This window comes from Rhodococcus sp. M8 (assembly GCF_015654185.1).
Lineage (GTDB): Bacteria > Actinomycetota > Actinomycetes > Mycobacteriales > Mycobacteriaceae > Rhodococcus > Rhodococcus aetherivorans.
In genome coordinates this window covers 2,517,336-2,533,839 of sequence record NZ_CP064065.1, presented here as the reverse complement: position 1 = coordinate 2,533,839, position 16,504 = coordinate 2,517,336, and the positions used below count along the sequence as shown (strand labels likewise).

Sequence of the window (16,504 nt, the reverse complement as noted above, 5' to 3'; positions counted from 1 at the left end):
GCCGCGGTGCGCAGATCCGGGCTGCACATCGACTCCCGCGTCACCCCGACCGCGGACGGCCGCTTCGTCGTGGAGATCGCCCACACCGCCGAGAACGCTTCCTGAACAGGGAAAATGCACGTCCCCTCGCCGTTCGGTGCCAGACCGTCCCCTCCGGGGCCGCAGGACAACGGCGCGGGACGTCGGGTTCGGCACCCGGTGCGGGGGTACGGCACACTTTCGGGCATGACTTCTGTGGGGAGCCCGGTGTGGAACAGCAGTGCGCCGATGATCATGTGGGCCTTCGCCGAGGGGTTCGACTTCGCCGGCACGAGGGTCCACCCGATCACCACCCACGCCGTGAGCGGGCTCGGGAACATCCCGGACGATTACGAACAAGCTTGTCGCGGAGCAACTCTGGGTGAGAGTCTGGCCGTTCGGGGCGAAGAGGTCCGCGATGCCGGCGGCGCAGTCGACTCCTGGCTGCAGCGCACCGGCCTGCTCTGACTGCCTGCCGCACCCGCGGCTGTCACATCACCGCTCGCAGGGCGAGCCGGATCGAAGGAAACGGAAGATGCGGATCGACCCGCGTACTCCACCACGAAGAACCCGCCCGAACAGTTCCACGGCGACGTGTGGCTGGACCCGATTGCCTTCCCCCGCGAGGACGGTCAGCGGATGATCGTCGCGAAAGTCCGGTTCGCGCCCGGCGCCCGCACCGCCTGGCACTCGCACGCCCGCGGCCAGACGCTGCACGTTACACAGGGCGCGGCGTGGGTGCAGTCCCGTGGCGGGGAAAAGATCGAGGCGTACCCCGGCCGGACGATCTACTGCCCGCCCGGCGAGGAACATCGGCACGGTGCGGCCGCCGACTCGTTCATGGAGCATCTGGCGATGCTCGACGACGCCGACAGCCCGGCGACGACCACGACGTGGCTCGAGCACGTCACCGACGAGGAGTGCAACGGCTGATGAAGGCGGGGAACGACGTCGAGGCGGCGGTGCGCGACTACGAACAGCAGCGCGACGCGATGGTCGCCGGCGACGCGGTCGCGCTCGGCGAACTGCTCGATGAAGATTTCACACTCACGCACATGGCCGGGTACGAGCAGTCGAAGGCCGAATGGTTGGCCGACGTCGCCTCCGGCCGGACGCGGACGGAGGCCACCATCCGGGGCGGGCACGGCACCTGGCCGCTGCAGCTCGAGATCCACTACACCGCCCGCGACGGCCGGTGGGTGGCGGCGTACACCCTCGCGTCCACCTGGGTGGGTCAGCCGCGGCGTAGGGCGCGGCCATCGGGCAGGGTGCGGCCGCTCAGAAGCGCCACCAGGCGTCCGCTGTCGGTCCGCACGACCTTCCCGCCTCCCCAGCTCCAGTCGATGTCGGCAGCCTCGAGCCGGACGTCGGTCAGGTCGACCCCGAACAGTGCGCCGTTCACGGCGGTGAGCTGGTCGAGGACGGCGACCACGGCCTCGACCGGCGCAACCGTCGGCCGGTCGAGCGCGACCGTGACGTCGAGGGAGTGGATGACTGCATGGCTGAGCGCCCCGGCCGCCCCGCCACCCGGCGGCTGCCACTCGTGCAGCAGCGGCGACCGGAGGTGGGCCAGGTGGTCGGCGACCGGCAGGGAGGCGTCGCGGGCGGCTACGGTGTTGGACAGCAGGGTGAAGTCGCCGCCTGCCGCCGCCATCTCGGCTCCGAACTGCTCGGGTGTGAGCCGCGCCGGCATCGTTACGTGCGCGACCACGTGGCGGACCTGCCACGTCGCGCAGAGCGACGGGGTGTCCCAGGTCTCGGTGGGCGCGGAGTCGAGCAGGTCGGCGAGGCCGTCGTATGTTGGCGGTACCCCGGACTGCAGGTTGTTCACGGTCGGTCCCCTTTCATTCAGTGGAGCAAGGTGCCCCGCCGCCGAGCCGGACGTCCTTGCATCGCGCCGCCTGTAGAGGTTGAGACTCCACGGGCCGGTCAAACTCATCGGAGAGTGGCCAAGCCGAAGTCGCCAAGGTGTGCGACCTGCCTGACACCTATCCCGAAACTCGCCGCGGAGGGCTACGCCGAGTACCGCGCCACATCGACTTCATGAACGTGCTGGCCGAGCAGTTCGGTCTCGACGATCATGCGCTGCAGTACCCACAGGCGGGGAATATCAGGGACCGCAGGGTGCCTCACGATCCTCTGGATGGGTGAGGTGACGACGTCGCCGGATCGCTGTTCTCGACCGCCAGGGAGAGCACTGCCTCCGCCAACGCCTGCAGGGATTCGGTAGCCAAAGTGGTGTCCCGGTCGGCGGTCAGCCGGCGCACAACTGCTCGCGCACGATTCTCTCGTAGTGCTCGGCAGTCAGGCATGCCTGACGACGCAATCGGAAAGGGGGCCAGAGCCGACTCCGGCCTGCCGTCGACAGGCCGGATCGACCATCCGGAAAACGGCATCGATCTGGTGACCGGACTACGTAGCGACACGCCGTCCTGCCGACACCGGACTCGTTGCACGGCCGCGTAGGTATCTCTCAAACACGGAGGTGAGGGACGTTGTCCGACGAGACGCAGCGGGATATCGGGTCGATCAGACTGCCGCAATGGGGCCGTGTCGAGCGAGGCGGTGGCATTGTGGGCTTCACAGTTGAGGGTGTAATCGCTGGCTGGATGTTGGCTGGCGCGTCGGTCCCGGGGCAGCGATGCGCAAACGCAGCCGGAGGCCCGATCTTGTGTCACCGTTCGCAGTGGACTTCTTCGAGTACCCGCTCATATCGGTCAATGGCGCACCCGATAGCGCAGGTGAAGCACCCGGTTGCCCTGAATCACCACGTCGGGATCCTCCAACAGGTGCTGTGCGTGGACCGACCCGAAGTAGCGCTTGCCGGACCCGAACACGACGGGTACGACGTCCATGCGCACCTCGTCGACCAGGCCCGCGGCAAGCACCTGGCCACCGACGTCGCCACCGGCGACCTCGACGATGTGGTCACCCGCGAGCTCCTGCGCCTTGGCCACGGCTGCCTCGACGCCGTCGACGAAGTGAAACGGCGCCTCGGGGGCCCAGCCCTCGGGCTTCGGCCGGTGCGTCACGACGACCACGTGGTCGACCCCGCCCGGAGGCTTCCCCTCCCAGCCGTCCGTCATGTCGAAGACGTGGCGGCCGACGATTGTCGCCCCGATCTGGTCCCAGTACGGCCGGGTGTAGTCGTAGGACGTCTGCGACACCTTCACCTCGCCGCTCTCGTCCAACGGGACGTCACCGCTGGACAACCAGTCGAACAGCGGTCCGGGCTGGTCGTTCTCGTCCGCGACGAAGCCGTCCACCGACACCGAGCTGTACATGACCACCTTGCCCACGGGGCTCTCCTTAGACCTCGACGTGCTTGACGCTACCCCTGGGGCGGGCTGTGCCTGCCCTGATCTGACCGTGTTCTGCCGACTCGACGAGCTCGGTCTCGAAGTGACCAGGCCGCGGTTCGAGCCGGACCGTGCTGTCTTGGCCTGTCGCGTCGTCGAACCCGACGGGTCGGATGAGAGGTGGTGTCGCCGCTGCGGATGCGAGGGATCGTCGCGCGACACCGTAACCCGGCGTCTGGCGCACGAGCCGCTGGGTTGGCGGCCGACCACGCTGGTGGTCCCGATCCGTCGCTATCGGTGCTCCAGCTGCGAGCATGTGGCGCCAGGACACCAGCCTGGCTGCTGAGCCGCGGGCGAAGCTCTCGCGAGGTGGTCTGCGGTGGGCACTCGAAGGCGTCGTGCGCCAGCACCTGACCGTCGCGCGTGTCGCTGAAGGACTCGTGGGCGCCTGGAACACCGCCAACGACGCCGTCCTGGCCGAGGGCAAGCGGGTCCTGATAGACGATCCGCACCGGCTCGACGGCGTCCACGTTCTCGGCGTCGATGGATCCCCGCAGCGGTCGCGGTGATGGATCCCTTCCACGGGGTCCGCGTAGCCGGTGGCGTGCTCGACAAGTGCCGGCGTCGGGTCCAACTCGCGATCCACGGCCACTGCGGTCACAAGGACGACCCGCTCTACGCCGCCAGGAGGACCCTGCACACCGGCGCCGACCTACTCACCGACAAGCAGAAGGACCGACTCACCGCCCTGTTCGCCGCCGAAGAGCATGTCGAAGTCGAGGCGACTTGGGGGATCTACCAGCGGATGATCGCCGCCTACCGTCACCTGGATCGAACGAAGGGGCGCGAGCCGATGCAGAACCTGATCGGGTCGGTCAGCGCCGGCGTTCCCGCTGCGTTGAGCGAGGTGATCACGCTGGGCCGAACGCTGAAGAAGCGCGCCGTCGACGTGCTGGCATACTTCGACTGACCCGGCACCAGCAACGGCCCAACCGAGGCGATCAACGGACGACTCGAACACCTCCGCGGCTTCGCCCTCGGGTTCGGCAACCTCACCAACTACATCGCCGGCCCGCTACTCGAGACCGGTGGCTTCAGGCCGCTGCTACACCCTGGATTATGAAGAGCCGCATTGTGCCCTGGCTCGTTTACGACGATGTGGGCGAGGTGATCGAGCCAGTTCGGCGGCATCTGGCTGATTGTGTTGCCCCATCGAATCAATTTTCGCGACAGTGCGTTTGAGGAGCAAGGTCACCAAGGGGCCAGGCTCGCGGACGGCGGGGCTCGCGCTGGCGTTCACGGTGATCGAGGCCGCTGAGGCACGCTGGCGCGCCGTGAACGCGCCGCACCTGGTCGCCCTCGTTCGGGCCGGAGCCGTGTTCGAGAAAGGAAGACTCATAGAACGACCGGTTGATGCGTCAACTACGAAGGAGGTCGCCCGACGCTCGCCCATCCACAACGATTTGACAATAACTCGTGTGGTGTCGCGATGAGTTCTGCCCTCCGGTGCAGTCTGAACTGCATGGGCAAACTCATCTATGGCTTCAACGTGTCGGTGGACGGGTACATCGCCGATGCACAAGGCAACATCGACTGGACCGATCCGAGCGAAGAACTGCACCAGTACTGGAACGACTTCGAGCGGGAGACCGCCCTGTCGTTCTACGGGCGGCGGCTCTACGAACTGATGTCCGCGTACTGGCCGACTGCCGACAAGGCCCCGGACGCCACCCCTCTGATCGTCGACTTCGCCCGCATCTGGCGCGACATGCCCAAGGTCGTGTTCTCGCACACCCTGGAGTCCGTCGACTGGAACTCCCGCCTGGAACGCGGCGACCCGGTCGAGGTGGTGACGAAGCTGAAAGCCGAAACCGACGGCAGGCTGGAGGTGGCCGGCGCGACGCTGGCAGCACCGATCGTGCAGGCCGGACTGGTGGACGAATACCGGATCGTGGTCGCGCCCATCGCCGTGGGCGGCGGCACCCCGTTCTTCCCGACCCTGCCGTCATGGATCTCGCTGCGACTGTTGGAGAACCGCACCTTCCCGGGTGGCACGGTCCTCCTGCGCTACGAGGCGAAACACGACTGATCGGACATACACAGCCAGGCGAGCTGCGGATGCACTACGAGATACACGACTCGAGCGGCACGCAAGTACTGCTGCTGCACGGCAGCCTGTTCAACATCCACCAGCAGTGCGACGAACTGCTGCCCGGGAAACTCACAGAACGACCGATCGACCCACCAACCACCCTGGAGGTCGCCTGAAACTCGCCCATCCACAGGTCTTGACAATATCTCGATCCTAGGAGCGCGCACTGTCGGACTCGGAGAGACCGGAGCGGATTGCGCAAGGCCTACTACGACGCATGGTCCGAGGTCGCATCAGCCAAAGCAATGCGACGACGGTCGCGGCAAAGACCACTGTGGAGAACCCGAATTCGGCGATCGACGGCGGCTTGTCCCACCACGGCACCCCGTAGCTCGACACGTACCACCAGCCGTTCGGCCCGATGAACGACATGGTCACCACGAACGACACCGCTGCCGCGAACAGCGCCCGATTGCGCCGCGAACGCAACACCGCGGGGCCGGTCGCCACGGCAGCGAGCATCGCCACGATCGCCACCAGCAGGCACAGCACCAGGGTGAAGACCGCGAACCGGCGCGCCAGGAACCCGTCCACGGTGATCTGCAGCAGGTACTGATAGCGCAGATACTCCTGGAACCACGGCACATTCGGGCCGACCTCGTGTACGTGCTGCATCTCCAGCACAGCCGCAGGGGTCTGGTCCGAGAAGACCGGCACCAGCACCACCAGCCCGGCCGCGACCATCGGAGCGAGCAGCGGCAACCATCCCATGTTGCGAGCCGGTGATGGAGGATGCGGGCGATCGGGCGGGCGCCGGCGATCGATGCGGCGAAGCAGATGATGCCCGACGGGCCGGCGGTGACGGTGATCGCGCCGATGAGGATCGCGGCGGCGGCGGGCAGCAGACGCCGGGCGATCGCGCGTTCGACCGAACACCAGGTCAGCACGACACCGGTGGCCCCTCGTCTTCGTTGCCCGCGGCTTGCGGTGTCCCGGCGCGGATATCGACTCGGCGGGAGGTGCGCGCACGCTGTGGCCATCCCGAGTTGCCGGGGTGTGAGGGCCGGCACAGTGAACAATATAGGTCAAATGACCTATATTTTGGCCATGGCTGACACGCTCACACGAGACCACGAAGGTCCGGTCCTGATCGTCGGTGGATACGGAACCGTGGGTTCCGCACTGACCGAACTCGCCGCTCCGCACTGGCCGTTGCTGCTGACCGGGCGCAATCCCGAGAAGGGCGCGGCGCTCGCCGACAAGCACGGGGCTTCGGTGCGGCGCTGGGATCTAACGGATCCGGCGCCATTTCGGGCGGCGGTCCGAGCGGTGATCGGAACGGTCAACGATCCGATCGACCGGGTCTTGACGGCTGCGGTCGGCGCGGGCGTTCCGTACGTCGACATCACGCGATGGACCAGCCGCATGACCCGCGCCATCGCCGCGGCAGCCGTGATGAAGCCACGTGCGCCGGTGCTCTTCTCGTCGGCGTGGATGGGCGGAATCACGAGTGTGGTAGCCGCTGCCCTGATAGCCGAGCGCGGCGGAGCTGCCGCCTCGGTCGACATCGCAGTTCGCTGGGACATGAACGACATGGCCGGCATCGATTCGGTCGACTTCATGGATCGGCTCGGATACGACTACGAGGTTCGTCGGGGCGGACTACCGGTGACGGTGGCGCCGTTGACAGATCCGCGGATCGTGAATATCGCCGGGTCGCGCACCAAGGTGGTCCGAATCGACACCCCTGAACAGCTCACGCTGCCGATCACCCTCGATGTCGGCACCGTGTCCACACGTCTCGGCTTCAGCTCGGGCGCGGCCACCACGGCGTTGCTCGCAGCGAAGAAGGCCGGGTTGATCAGGTGGGGCAAGGGGGACCGGTGGACATCCGTACGCCGGTCGTTGTTGTACTCGCCCGGCGAGGGAGGGAACGCCGAGATCCGGGTCGACGTCGACGGCGAGGGAGGAAGGACATCGGCAACGGTCGTCGATCCGCGAGGCCAAGCTCACTTGACTGCGCTCGGCGGCTTCCTCGGTTTGCGAAGAGTGCTCGATCCGACGGGGTCGGAGCCCGGTGTCACCTACCCCGAGCTGCATCCGGATCCGGCCTCGATCCTGCGATCGCTACCCGAGCACGGAGTGGAAGTATTGCGGGAATGATCTCGACGAAGGGCGGCCAACGGCAGGCCGAACTGCTCGATGCCGCCGAACGGGTACTCACGACCCGCGGCAACGCCGATGCGTCTCTGCGTGACTTTGCCGCTGCGGCGGGCGTGCGTATCGGGCACCTCCAGCACTATTTCCCGACTCGCGCCGATCTGATCCGGGCTGTGCTCGAGCGGGCGCTGCAGCGTTCGCTCGAGCGGCTCTCGTCCGCACTGGGGCCGATCGAGGAACGGGGTGAGCAGCCGGCCCTGACCAGGTCGGAAACGACGAGTCTGTTCGAGATCCTGCTCGCAGAGCAGGACGATCCGTCGTGCGTGCGGTTGTTCGTGGAGGTCTGGGCCATTGCCATGAGCGACGAGAGCACGGCCGCGGTCGTCCGCGACTTCTACGCCGGATACGTCGGTCACGTGGCCGACCTCGTGGCCTGCGTTCGCCCCGATCTCGACCGGTCGCGGAGCCTCGCGGTCGCGGCGACCGTGGTCAGCCTGGTGGAAGGTGCGGCCATTGTCCACTCGACGGTCGGCGTCGGTCGTTCGGCGGAAGCGAGGAGCGAGATTATCCGGGCCGCAGTCGGATTGGTACATGGTCCCTGATGCGTCCGGGCGGGCGCCGGCTGTGACCGCCCGCCCCGGTGCCGGCGTCGTCGATGCGGTCCGGCTCGGGGCGGGGTCGTTATTCGGGGTGAGCCGAGCTCCACGCCTGCCAGATATCGGGACGGAGCCGGCCCCGATCCGGCACCGGGAGGCCTTGGGCACGCGCCCAGGCTCGAACCTCGGCGGTGGACGGTGCCGGCGGTGCCACCTCCCCGGCGCCGCTCTCGGATTCGGCGATGTCCCCGGATTCGGCAGCGGGCGCGTCGACCGGGCGCGGTGCCGCAATGCGGGCGATCGCCGTGTTCTCTGCCTCGGCCCAGACGTAGGCCGCCGCCAGATAGCGGTAGGTCCACTGCTCCGCCAGGGCGCGGTTGTCGCAGAACACGATCGGCACGTTCGGCCAGCGCACCTGCAACTCGGCCAGACCGTCGGCGACGGTCGCCGGCCGCACCCGCTCGAGCGCGAAGATCGCCGAGTACCGGTCCTCGACCACGATCGCGGCCCGCGGTAGGGCCGCCAATTCGGCCAGCGCGTAGCGCAGCGTGCCGTTCGTCAGGCTCGAGACCAGGTCCGGCACCGACTTGCGTTCGACCGAGGCCACGAGGCGGTCCTCGAGGAAGACCCCGTAGTCCCCGCACGGCAGTGCGCGTTTGGTGAGCCCGACCTGCTGGTCGGCGAACCGGTAGGCGTAACGCTCGTGCGAGTCGACGACGATGGGCAGCTCGGCGATGCCGGCGGCCCGCGCGGTGGGTGTGCGCACGTTCGGCCGGGCCTGTTTGCGGGTCCGCGGGGACTGCCAGAACACCACCTCGCGCCCGCGCGCGGTGGTGTACACGATCTGCGATCGGTTCTCCCGGCCCCGATCGAGAACCAGATCGATTGCCGCGCCGCGCCGCGCACACGACCGCACGGCCACCCGCTCGACCACCTCGGGGTCGTCGGGCCATTCGTCGATCGGCACCGGATGGCAGTACAGCGCCTTCGTGCGCGGCCAGGTTCCCGAGGTGCGAAACACCAGCCCGCCGTCGAGGGGTACCCGCAGCAGGTAGCCCAGCTTGGACGCCGGCTCCGGATTCACCGCGATCACCATTTCCACAGCTGTCAGGGTCTCATCGCAACGCAAGGACGTCCGCGGGTGCCAGAAGTTACCCGCCGGTACACCTACCGGGGTCCGGTCGCAACCGGCATCATCGATCGTAATTGATTGATCGATTACTCAATGAGCGCGCACAGCGGTGTGCGGTCCCGAGCAAGGAAGGCGGACGTGAACTCTGTGAACGGTGAGACGGCGCTGGTGACGGGAGCGGGTCAGGGGGTGGGACGCGGCATCGCCCTGGCGTTGGCTGCGGCCGGAGCCCGGGTGGCCGTGGTGGGGAGGACGGCCGACAAGATCGAGAAGGTGGCGGCGGAGATCGAGGAGCGCGGCGGCCGCGCTGCCGCCTTCGTGTGCGATGTCACCGATGCGGCCGGGATCGATCTCCTGGTCGAGCGGGTGATCGCGCGATTCGGCGGCCTGTCGATCCTCGTGAACAACGCCCAGTCGACGGTCCACGGACGATTGCTCGACCTCGACGAACAGGTCTATCAGCGGGGGATGGATTCCGGGCCGACCGCGACACTGCGGCTGATGAGGGCGTGTCACCCGCATCTGAAGGGCGGCGGCTCGATCGTCAATCTCGGGTCCGCGGCGGGGGTGCGCTGGGACCCGTCCGGATACGGTGGCTACGCGGCCGCCAAGGAGGCGATCCGCGTCCTCACCCGCACGGCGGCGTGTGAGTGGGCCGCCGACGGGATTCGAGTCAATGCGATTCTCCCGTTGGCCAATTCATCCGCCCTCGAGGTGTGGGCGCAGGAGAGTCCGGACGAAGCGCGGGCGTATCTCGACACCGTGCCGCTCGGGCGGCTGGGCGACCCCGAAATCGACATCGGTCCGGCGGTGGTCTTCCTGTGCAGTCCGGCGGCACGGTACATCACCGGTCACTCGCTCCCCATCGACGGCGGTCAAGCGCTGATGCGCTGAGACGTGCGACGGACATCGCTACTCGTACCTTGTCGCGGAAGAGAGAAACGTGCAGATGCCCGATGTGCTCGCACCGGCCCGGTCCGGCCCGGCTCGGTCCCGTGGCCATGTGCAATCGAATCATCAAGGCGGAGAAGGCCGAAGGGATGTTCCGCCCTGATCAACCATGCCGGGGCATATCGGTCCGCCATGACGGTGTGCTGTCCCTGCCCCCCTTCTACGTTATACACGATTCGAGGCTCTCATGAGGCCCGGAATTGTGGCCGATAATCGCCTGCGGAACGCCGGAACCTACAGGTGAGGGGCAGGGGAATGGGATATGTACTGGACTTCCGGGAGATCGATCGGACGCAGGTTGCGGTCGCCGGCGGCAAGGGCGCGAACCTCGGAGAGCTGTCGCGAATCGGAGGCATACGTGTGCCGGCGGGGTTCTGCGTGACGACTGACGCCTTCCGGCGGGTCGTGGCAGAAATGCCGTCCCTCGACGATCGGCTCGATCGATTGTCGCGTCTCGAGGCGGCGGATCGAGATTCGATCCGAGTGCTCAGTGCGCAGATCCGCCGTGCGGTCGAAGAGTGCGTCATCCCTGACGATGTGGTGTCGGAGATCGTCCGCTCTCTCGCCCGGCTCGGTGAACAAGCCGCATATGCGGTCCGATCCAGCGCGACGACCGAGGATCTGCCGACCGCATCCTTCGCCGGTCAGCAGGACACGTACCTGAACGTCTCGGGCCCAGCGGCGATTCTCCGGCACGTGAGCCGGTGCTGGGCTTCGTTGTTCACCGAGCGAGCCGTCACCTACCGTCTGCGCAACGGTTTCGACCAGCGGAAGGTTCACATGGCGGTGGTTGTCCAGCGGATGGTGTTCCCGTGGGCGGCCGGGATTCTGGTCACGGCCGATCCCATCACCTCCAATCGGAAGGTCGCGTCGGTGGAGGCAGGCTTCGGACTCGGCGAGTCCCTCGTTTCCGGCTTGGTGGACCCGGACGTCTACAAGGTGCGTGACGGCAGAGTCACGGACAGGACCGTCGCCACCAAACAACGCGCCGTCCAAGCAGCGCCAGCCGGTGGCACGCACATGCAGGGAATCGAGCAGGAGCAGCAGAACCGATCGGTGCTGACAGATGAGCAAGTTGTGCAACTCGAGCGGCTGGGCAGAAGAATCGAAGCGCACTTCGGCAGTCCTCAGGACATCGAATGGTGCCTGGTCGACGACGGTTTCCGAATCGTGCAAAGTCGCCCGATCACCACGCTGTTCCCGGTCCCCGTGGTCGACGACGGGGAGAACCGTGTGTACGTCTCTGTCGGCCACCAGCAGATGATGACCGACCCGATGAAGCCCCTGGGGATCTCCCTGTGGCAACTGACGAGTCCGGCACCTACGAGGGAGGCGGGAGGTCGGCTGTTCGTCGATGTCACCCAGGCTCTGGCTTCGCCGGTGAAGAGAACGGGACTGCTGGACGCTCTCGGCAAGTCCGATCCGCTTCTCGGGGATGCGTTGGCGACCATCGTCGAACGCCTCGACTTCATCAGGTGGTGTCCGGACGACGGGGCCGGCGGTGTACCGGCCGGCGATGCACCTGCCCTGATCGAGGCCGACGAAGGCATCGTCGCCGAGTTGATGGCGCAGAGCCAGGCCTCTGTCGCGATGTTGAAGCGCGAGATCCGGGCCAAGTCCGGAGCGGCGCTGCTCGACTTCATCTCGGCCGACCTCAAGGAGCTGAGGCGGATCCTGTTCGACCCGCGGAGCCACCAGGTGATCACGGCGGCGATGGAAGCAACCTGGTGGCTCAACGATCGGCTTCAGGCCTGGCTGGGCGAGAAGAACGCAGCCGACACGCTCACGCAATCGGTCCCGCGCAACGTCACGTCGGAGATGGGCCTGGCGCTCGTGGGCGTGGCCGACGCGATCCGGCCGCACCCGGACGTGGTGGCCTTTCTGCAGCACGTCGAGGACGCGGGCTTCGAGGAGGGGAGCTTCCTGGACGAGCTGGCGAAACGCGCCGGCGGCCCGCAGGCGCGCGCGGCGATCGAGGCCTACCTCGACAAGCACGGCATGCGCTGCGTCGGCGAGATCGACATCACGAGACCGCGCTGGAGCGAACGCCCCACCACCTTGGTGCCGATGCTCATGAGCAACATCAGAAACTTCGGGCCGGGCGCTGGAAAGCGACGCTTCGAGCACGGGCGGCGAGAGGCTCGCAAGAAGGAACACCAGTTGCTGGAGCGTCTGCGCGCCTTGCCGGACGGAGAGCGAAAAGCCTATGAGGCCAAGCGGATGATCGACCGTGTCCGCGCCTTCTCCGGGTATCGGGAGTATCCGAAATACGGCATGGTCAGCCGCTACTTTGTATACAAGCAAGCCTTGTTGGGCGAGGCCGAGCGGCTCGTGCAGGCGCGTGTGCTTCGCCGCAAGGAAGACATCTTCTACTTGAGGTTCGACGAGCTGCGCGAGGTCGTGCTCACGCACCGATCGTGTGACCAGCTCATCCGTGAGAGAAAGGCCGCATTCCGCTCGTACCAGGCGCTCACGCCGCCCCGGGTGTTCACATCGGACGGCGAGGTCGTCGCCGGAAGGTATCGGCGCGAAGGCGTCCCGCCTGGAGCGCTGGCCGGTACGCCGGTGTCCGCCGGGAGTATCGAGGGGCGAGCCCGTGTCGTGTCGGATATGGCGCAGGCCGATCTCGAGGCCGGCGACATCCTGGTCACCGCCTACACCGATCCGAGCTGGACTACCGTGTTCGTCGCGATCAAAGGCCTGGTGACGGAGGTGGGCGGACTGATGACCCATGGGGCGGTGATCGCGCGGGAGTACGGATTGCCGGCCGTCGTGGGTGTGGAGGGTGCCACCCGGTTGATTCGCGACGGGCAACAGATCCGCGTGAACGGAACCGACGGGTACGTCGAGATCCTGCCCCAGCGGGACGTCTGAGGGGCAGGAACTGCGGAGCCTGTTCCAGGAGATGCAGGTCCCGATACGGGTAGACCTTCGGTGCGAGCTTGCCGAACAGTCGGACGCCGAGCGTGACCGGTTGGGGCATCACCTTCGCGAAATCGCCGACCGGTGAGCGGTGGTGCGCGCCCCGCTCGTTCTGCTCGGCGGAGTCACCGACCTCGCCGGCACGCACACCGGCACGCGATGCGTCCTGACCCCGGTCCCGAATCCCGCCTCGGAAAAGGTGTCCCGTTGAGCTGACACCCCGCAGCCACAGCGCGGGGAAATTCCTACGCTCGAGGTACCCGAGGAAGGAAGTGATCGATGCAGTCGCTCGACTGTCATGCGTGTGGCAACACCGTGTTCGTGGCGAAGTACAGCCCCGTGCACACGAGCATTCAGTGGACAGGGCCGGCCCGCGACACCTGCCGCGAGTTCGCCGCGGCGGCCCGTCCGGGGGAGACCACGACCTACCTGCCCCGCTGCGGAGCGCTGCACGAGTCGGTCGATCGAGCCGTGCGTGACGGCCGGCTCGTGCCCTCGCAGCGGGTCGAACCGTAGTCGGTCCGGCGTCCGTCGCCGCACCCGGAAGCACATCACCTGGAGGACTTCATGACTGTTGAACCCGAGACCATCGAGGTTCGGAGCATCGAGAGGGGCAGCAACCCGACGCGGTACGCCCGCGGCTGGCACTGCCTCGGACTGGCGAAGACGTTCCACGACGGAAAGCCGCATCAGATCAAGGTATTCGGGACCGACCTGGTGGTCTTCGAGGATTCGAAGGGCGCCCTGCACGTCCTCGACGCCTTCTGCCGGCACATGGGCGGCAATCTGGCCCGGGGCGAGATCAAGGGCGACACGGTCGCGTGCCCGTTCCACGACTGGCGGTGGGGCGGCGACGGCCGGTGCGCGGAGGTGCCGTACGCCCGCCGCACCCCGAAGATCGCCAGGACGAAGTCCTGGATCAACATGGAACGCAACGGCTTGCTCTTCGTGTGGAACGACCCGCAGGGCAACCCGCCGCCGGCGGACGTGACCATCCCCGGGATCCCGGACTACGGGACGGACGCGTGGAGCGAGTGGACGTGGAACACCTTCCACGTGACGGGGTCGAACTGCCGGGAGATCGTCGACAACGTCGTCGACATGGCACACTTCTTCTACGTGCACTTCCAGATGCCGCAGTACTTCAAGAACGTCTTCGAGGGTCACATCGCTGCGCAGCACATGCGTTCGACCGGCCGTGACGACATCAAGACGGGTGTGCAGCTGGATCTGCCGGATTCGCAGACGATCTCGGACGCGATGTACTACGGACCGTCCTTCATGCTCGACACCGTCTACACGGTCGCCGGAGACGTGACGGTCGAAACCAAGCTCGTCAACTGCCACTACCCGGTCACGCAGGACTCGTTCGTGCTGCAGTTCGGGACCATCGTCAAGAAGGTGGACGGAGTCGGGGACGAGGAAGCCGCCGCGATGGCGACGATGTTCACCGAGGGTGTGGAGACGCAGTTCAAGCAGGACGTCGAGATCTGGAAGCACAAGACCCGCATCGAGAATCCGTTGCTCACCGAGGAGGACGGGCCGGTGTACCAGCTGCGCCGGTGGTACAGCCAGTTCTTCGTCGACGTCGAGGACGTCACTCCGGAGATGGTGCAGCGCTTCGAATTCGAGGTGGATACCAGTCGGGCACTGGAGAACTGGCAGAGGGAAGTGGACGAGACCATGGCACTGCGCGGCTGACCCGCGAGCGCCGGCCCGCGCCGAGCCGTACCGGCCCGGCGCGGGCCGGCGGCGGTCGTCAGCCGGTGCGCGGCCGGAAGCCGTCGACGAAGATCCGGGTGATCTCGTGCGCGAGGTCGGCATTGGAGCGCTGCGCGCTCGGTCGGTGCCAGCGCGGTGCCTGCCAGACGGCATCGCGGATCAGCTGGTAGAACACCTCCGGATCGATGTCGTCCCGGAAGATTCCCCCGGTGACACCCTCGGCGATGGCCTCCCGCCACGCCTTCTCCACCTCGTCGGCAATCTCGGCCAGGTCCGCCTCGACGAGGCGGTCCCGCATGTACTCACCCTCGCGCTGCCAGATCGTCGTGGCGCCCCGGTAGTTCTCCGAGGTGGTCAGGGCGAGCAGGACGAGCGCTTCGATTCGCTCGACCGGCGGCAGGGTTCGGGACGTGATCTCGCGGCACCGGGCGGACAGGTCCTCGATGTATTCGCGGATCAGTTCGGTGACGATCGCTTCCTTGGACGGAAAGTAGTGGTAGAGCGCCCCGGAGTAGACCCCGACCTCGTCGGCGATCTCCCGGATGGTGGTTGCCGCGATTCCCTTGGTGGCGAACAGTTGTGCGGATCTGTCGAGGATCTGGCGGCGGCGCTCGTGCGGATCCATGGCACTCCTCGGGGCTCGGTCGTCGACGGCCGGTCCATTGTGACACATCCATTGATCAAACGATCAGTGGAGCCTCAGACGGCGTGCTGTGAGTCCGCCGACCGGAGCCGGGTGAGGCGACGCCACGTCGTGAGGGCGGCCATGCGCACGGGGCCCGTCAGGGCGGCGGGGCGGATCGACGAGGTGGGGCCGCTGACGGAGATCGCGCCGACACACTTGCCGGCGTGACCGATCGGCGCCGCGACACAGGAGACGCCCGGGGTAGCCTCGTCGCGGTCGTGCGCGACGTGCTGTTCCCGGGTCCGGGCGAGCTCGATGCGCAGCCGGTTCGGGTCGGTGACGCTGTGGCGGGTCCGGGCCGTCGGCGGGCGCTCGACGAACAGCGCGTCGAGGTCGGTTCTTCCTTGTGCCAGAAGCGCCTTGCCCAACGCGGTGCAGTGTGCCGGCTGGCGTCCGCCCACGCGTGACGGGATGCGCATCGAATAGGGGCCGCCCACCTTCTCCAGATACAGCACCTCGGCGCCGGTGAGGACCGCCAGGTGGACGACGAGACCGGTGTGGCCGTGCAGTTCGTGCATGACGGGCAGGGCGGCCCGGTGCAGGGTGTCGTTGTGCTGGACGAGGGACCCGAGCTCGAGCATCTTCGTGCCCAGCGCATACGCGGGAGCGTCCCGTCGCACCCAGCCGATCTCGACGAGCTGGGTCAGCAGGCGATGCGTGGACGAGCGGGGCATGCCCGTCAGGCGGGTGAGCTCGGCCAACGTGAGCCGCTCGCTGTCGCGGAATGCCTCCAGCAGCCGGGCGGCGCGATCGATCACCGCCACCGGCACATCGCTGTGCGTCATGCTCTGCCTCCCACCGCCGAAGCGCGGTTACCTGTACTGATCAAGCGATCAATCAATGACTGTGGTGACTGTAACAGTTCGCCCGAGGGGCGGGAAGTGGAATCGAAGACCGAAACGCGGTCGATGGGGGCGGATCACCCGA

15 protein-coding genes and 4 pseudogenes are annotated in these 16,504 nt (G+C 67.2%); 13 read left to right on the top strand and 6 right to left on the bottom strand.

The window, feature by feature from the left end; translation table 11 throughout:
* The first annotated feature begins 225 nt into the window (after positions 1 to 225).
* The 3 genes and pseudogenes from ISO16_RS11255 to ISO16_RS29065 all read left to right on the top strand — a co-directional run.
* Positions 226 to 486, top strand: coding sequence for a flavodoxin (locus ISO16_RS11255; protein ID WP_206003392.1), 261 nt, complete (start codon positions 226 to 228; stop codon positions 484 to 486).
* 126 nt (positions 487 to 612) lie between these two features.
* Positions 613 to 951: a cupin domain-containing protein gene (locus tag ISO16_RS11250; protein WP_230304525.1), complete on the top strand. Its 339-nt coding sequence runs from the start codon at positions 613 to 615 to the stop codon at positions 949 to 951.
* Positions 951 to 1,127 (top strand): annotated as a pseudogene (locus ISO16_RS29065) (nuclear transport factor 2 family protein); the annotation flags it as partial. The gene ISO16_RS11250 and the pseudogene ISO16_RS29065, both read left to right, overlap by 1 nt.
* A gap of 125 nt (positions 1,128 to 1,252) precedes the next feature.
* Here ISO16_RS29065 and ISO16_RS11240 read toward each other — a convergent pair.
* Both ISO16_RS11240 and ISO16_RS11235 read right to left on the bottom strand, forming a co-directional pair.
* A complete protein-coding gene (locus ISO16_RS11240) occupies positions 1,253 to 1,849 on the bottom strand; it encodes a maleylpyruvate isomerase family mycothiol-dependent enzyme (protein ID WP_072636028.1) in 597 nt (198 codons plus the stop codon).
* An 886-nt stretch (positions 1,850 to 2,735) separates the two neighbouring features.
* Positions 2,736 to 3,317 carry a dihydrofolate reductase family protein gene (locus ISO16_RS11235; RefSeq protein WP_072636027.1) on the bottom strand — a complete coding sequence of 194 codons (582 nt, stop codon included), beginning with the start codon at positions 3,315 to 3,317 and terminating at the stop codon, positions 2,736 to 2,738.
* Positions 3,318 to 3,339: 22 nt separating this feature from the next.
* Between ISO16_RS11235 and ISO16_RS11230 the strand changes: the two are divergent.
* The 4 genes and pseudogenes from ISO16_RS11230 to ISO16_RS11215 all read left to right on the top strand — a co-directional run bounded on the left by ISO16_RS11230 (position 3,340) and on the right by ISO16_RS11215 (position 5,585).
* Positions 3,340 to 4,440: pseudogene (locus ISO16_RS11230) on the top strand (transposase).
* 85 nt (positions 4,441 to 4,525) lie between these two features.
* A pseudogene (locus ISO16_RS11225) lies at positions 4,526 to 4,810 on the top strand (hypothetical protein); the annotation flags it as partial.
* Between the two features lie 29 nt (positions 4,811 to 4,839).
* Complete coding sequence (locus tag ISO16_RS11220; RefSeq protein WP_006930815.1) at positions 4,840 to 5,406, top strand: dihydrofolate reductase family protein; 567 nt, start codon at positions 4,840 to 4,842, stop codon at positions 5,404 to 5,406.
* A 29-nt stretch (positions 5,407 to 5,435) separates the two neighbouring features.
* Entirely contained in the window at positions 5,436 to 5,585 is a 150-nt protein-coding gene (locus tag ISO16_RS11215; protein WP_170913974.1) for a hypothetical protein, read from the top strand.
* Between the two features lie 124 nt (positions 5,586 to 5,709).
* Here the strand turns inward: ISO16_RS11215 and ISO16_RS29060 are convergent.
* A pseudogene (locus ISO16_RS29060) lies at positions 5,710 to 6,368 on the bottom strand (arabinosyltransferase domain-containing protein); the annotation flags it as partial.
* Here ISO16_RS29060 and ISO16_RS11205 point away from each other — a divergent pair.
* Both ISO16_RS11205 and ISO16_RS11200 read left to right on the top strand, forming a co-directional pair.
* Positions 6,250 to 7,572, top strand: a complete 1,323-nt coding sequence (locus ISO16_RS11205) for a saccharopine dehydrogenase (protein ID WP_442800828.1) — start codon at positions 6,250 to 6,252, stop codon at positions 7,570 to 7,572. The pseudogene ISO16_RS29060 and the gene ISO16_RS11205 sit on opposite strands and share 119 nt — an antisense overlap.
* Complete coding sequence (locus ISO16_RS11200) at positions 7,569 to 8,171, top strand: TetR/AcrR family transcriptional regulator (RefSeq protein ID WP_072636023.1); 603 nt, start codon at positions 7,569 to 7,571, stop codon at positions 8,169 to 8,171. Before ISO16_RS11205 ends, ISO16_RS11200 begins: the two co-directional genes overlap by 4 nt.
* A 79-nt stretch (positions 8,172 to 8,250) precedes the next feature.
* Here ISO16_RS11200 and ISO16_RS11195 read toward each other — a convergent pair whose 3' ends face one another.
* Positions 8,251 to 9,267 (bottom strand): ERCC4 domain-containing protein, encoded by a 1,017-nt coding sequence (locus ISO16_RS11195; protein ID WP_029545693.1) that lies wholly within the window; start codon positions 9,265 to 9,267, stop codon positions 8,251 to 8,253.
* Between the two features lie 168 nt (positions 9,268 to 9,435).
* Between ISO16_RS11195 and ISO16_RS11190 the strand changes: the two genes are divergently transcribed.
* The 4 genes from ISO16_RS11190 (at position 9,436) to ISO16_RS11175 (ending at position 14,871) form a co-directional block, all read left to right on the top strand.
* Positions 9,436 to 10,191, top strand: a complete 756-nt coding sequence (locus ISO16_RS11190; protein WP_083662309.1) for an SDR family NAD(P)-dependent oxidoreductase — start codon at positions 9,436 to 9,438, stop codon at positions 10,189 to 10,191.
* Between the two features lie 312 nt (positions 10,192 to 10,503).
* Positions 10,504 to 13,122, top strand: a complete 2,619-nt coding sequence (gene rph, locus ISO16_RS11185) for a rifamycin-inactivating phosphotransferase (protein ID WP_072636021.1) — start codon at positions 10,504 to 10,506, stop codon at positions 13,120 to 13,122.
* Positions 13,123 to 13,449: 327 nt separating this feature from the next.
* Positions 13,450 to 13,686: a hypothetical protein gene (locus tag ISO16_RS11180; protein WP_006930830.1), complete on the top strand. Its 237-nt coding sequence runs from the start codon at positions 13,450 to 13,452 to the stop codon at positions 13,684 to 13,686.
* 51 nt (positions 13,687 to 13,737) lie between these two features.
* Entirely contained in the window at positions 13,738 to 14,871 is a 1,134-nt protein-coding gene (locus tag ISO16_RS11175; protein ID WP_072636020.1) for a Rieske 2Fe-2S domain-containing protein, read from the top strand.
* Positions 14,872 to 14,929: 58 nt separating this feature from the next.
* Here the strand turns inward: ISO16_RS11175 and ISO16_RS11170 are convergent, their stop codons facing one another.
* Positions 14,930 to 15,517, bottom strand: a complete 588-nt coding sequence (locus ISO16_RS11170; RefSeq protein ID WP_050035797.1) for a TetR/AcrR family transcriptional regulator — start codon at positions 15,515 to 15,517, stop codon at positions 14,930 to 14,932.
* Positions 15,518 to 15,591: 74 nt separating this feature from the next.
* Positions 15,592 to 16,362, bottom strand: coding sequence for an IclR family transcriptional regulator (locus tag ISO16_RS11165; protein ID WP_072636019.1), 771 nt, complete (start codon positions 16,360 to 16,362; stop codon positions 15,592 to 15,594).
* Between the last annotated feature and the right edge of the window lie 142 nt (positions 16,363 to 16,504).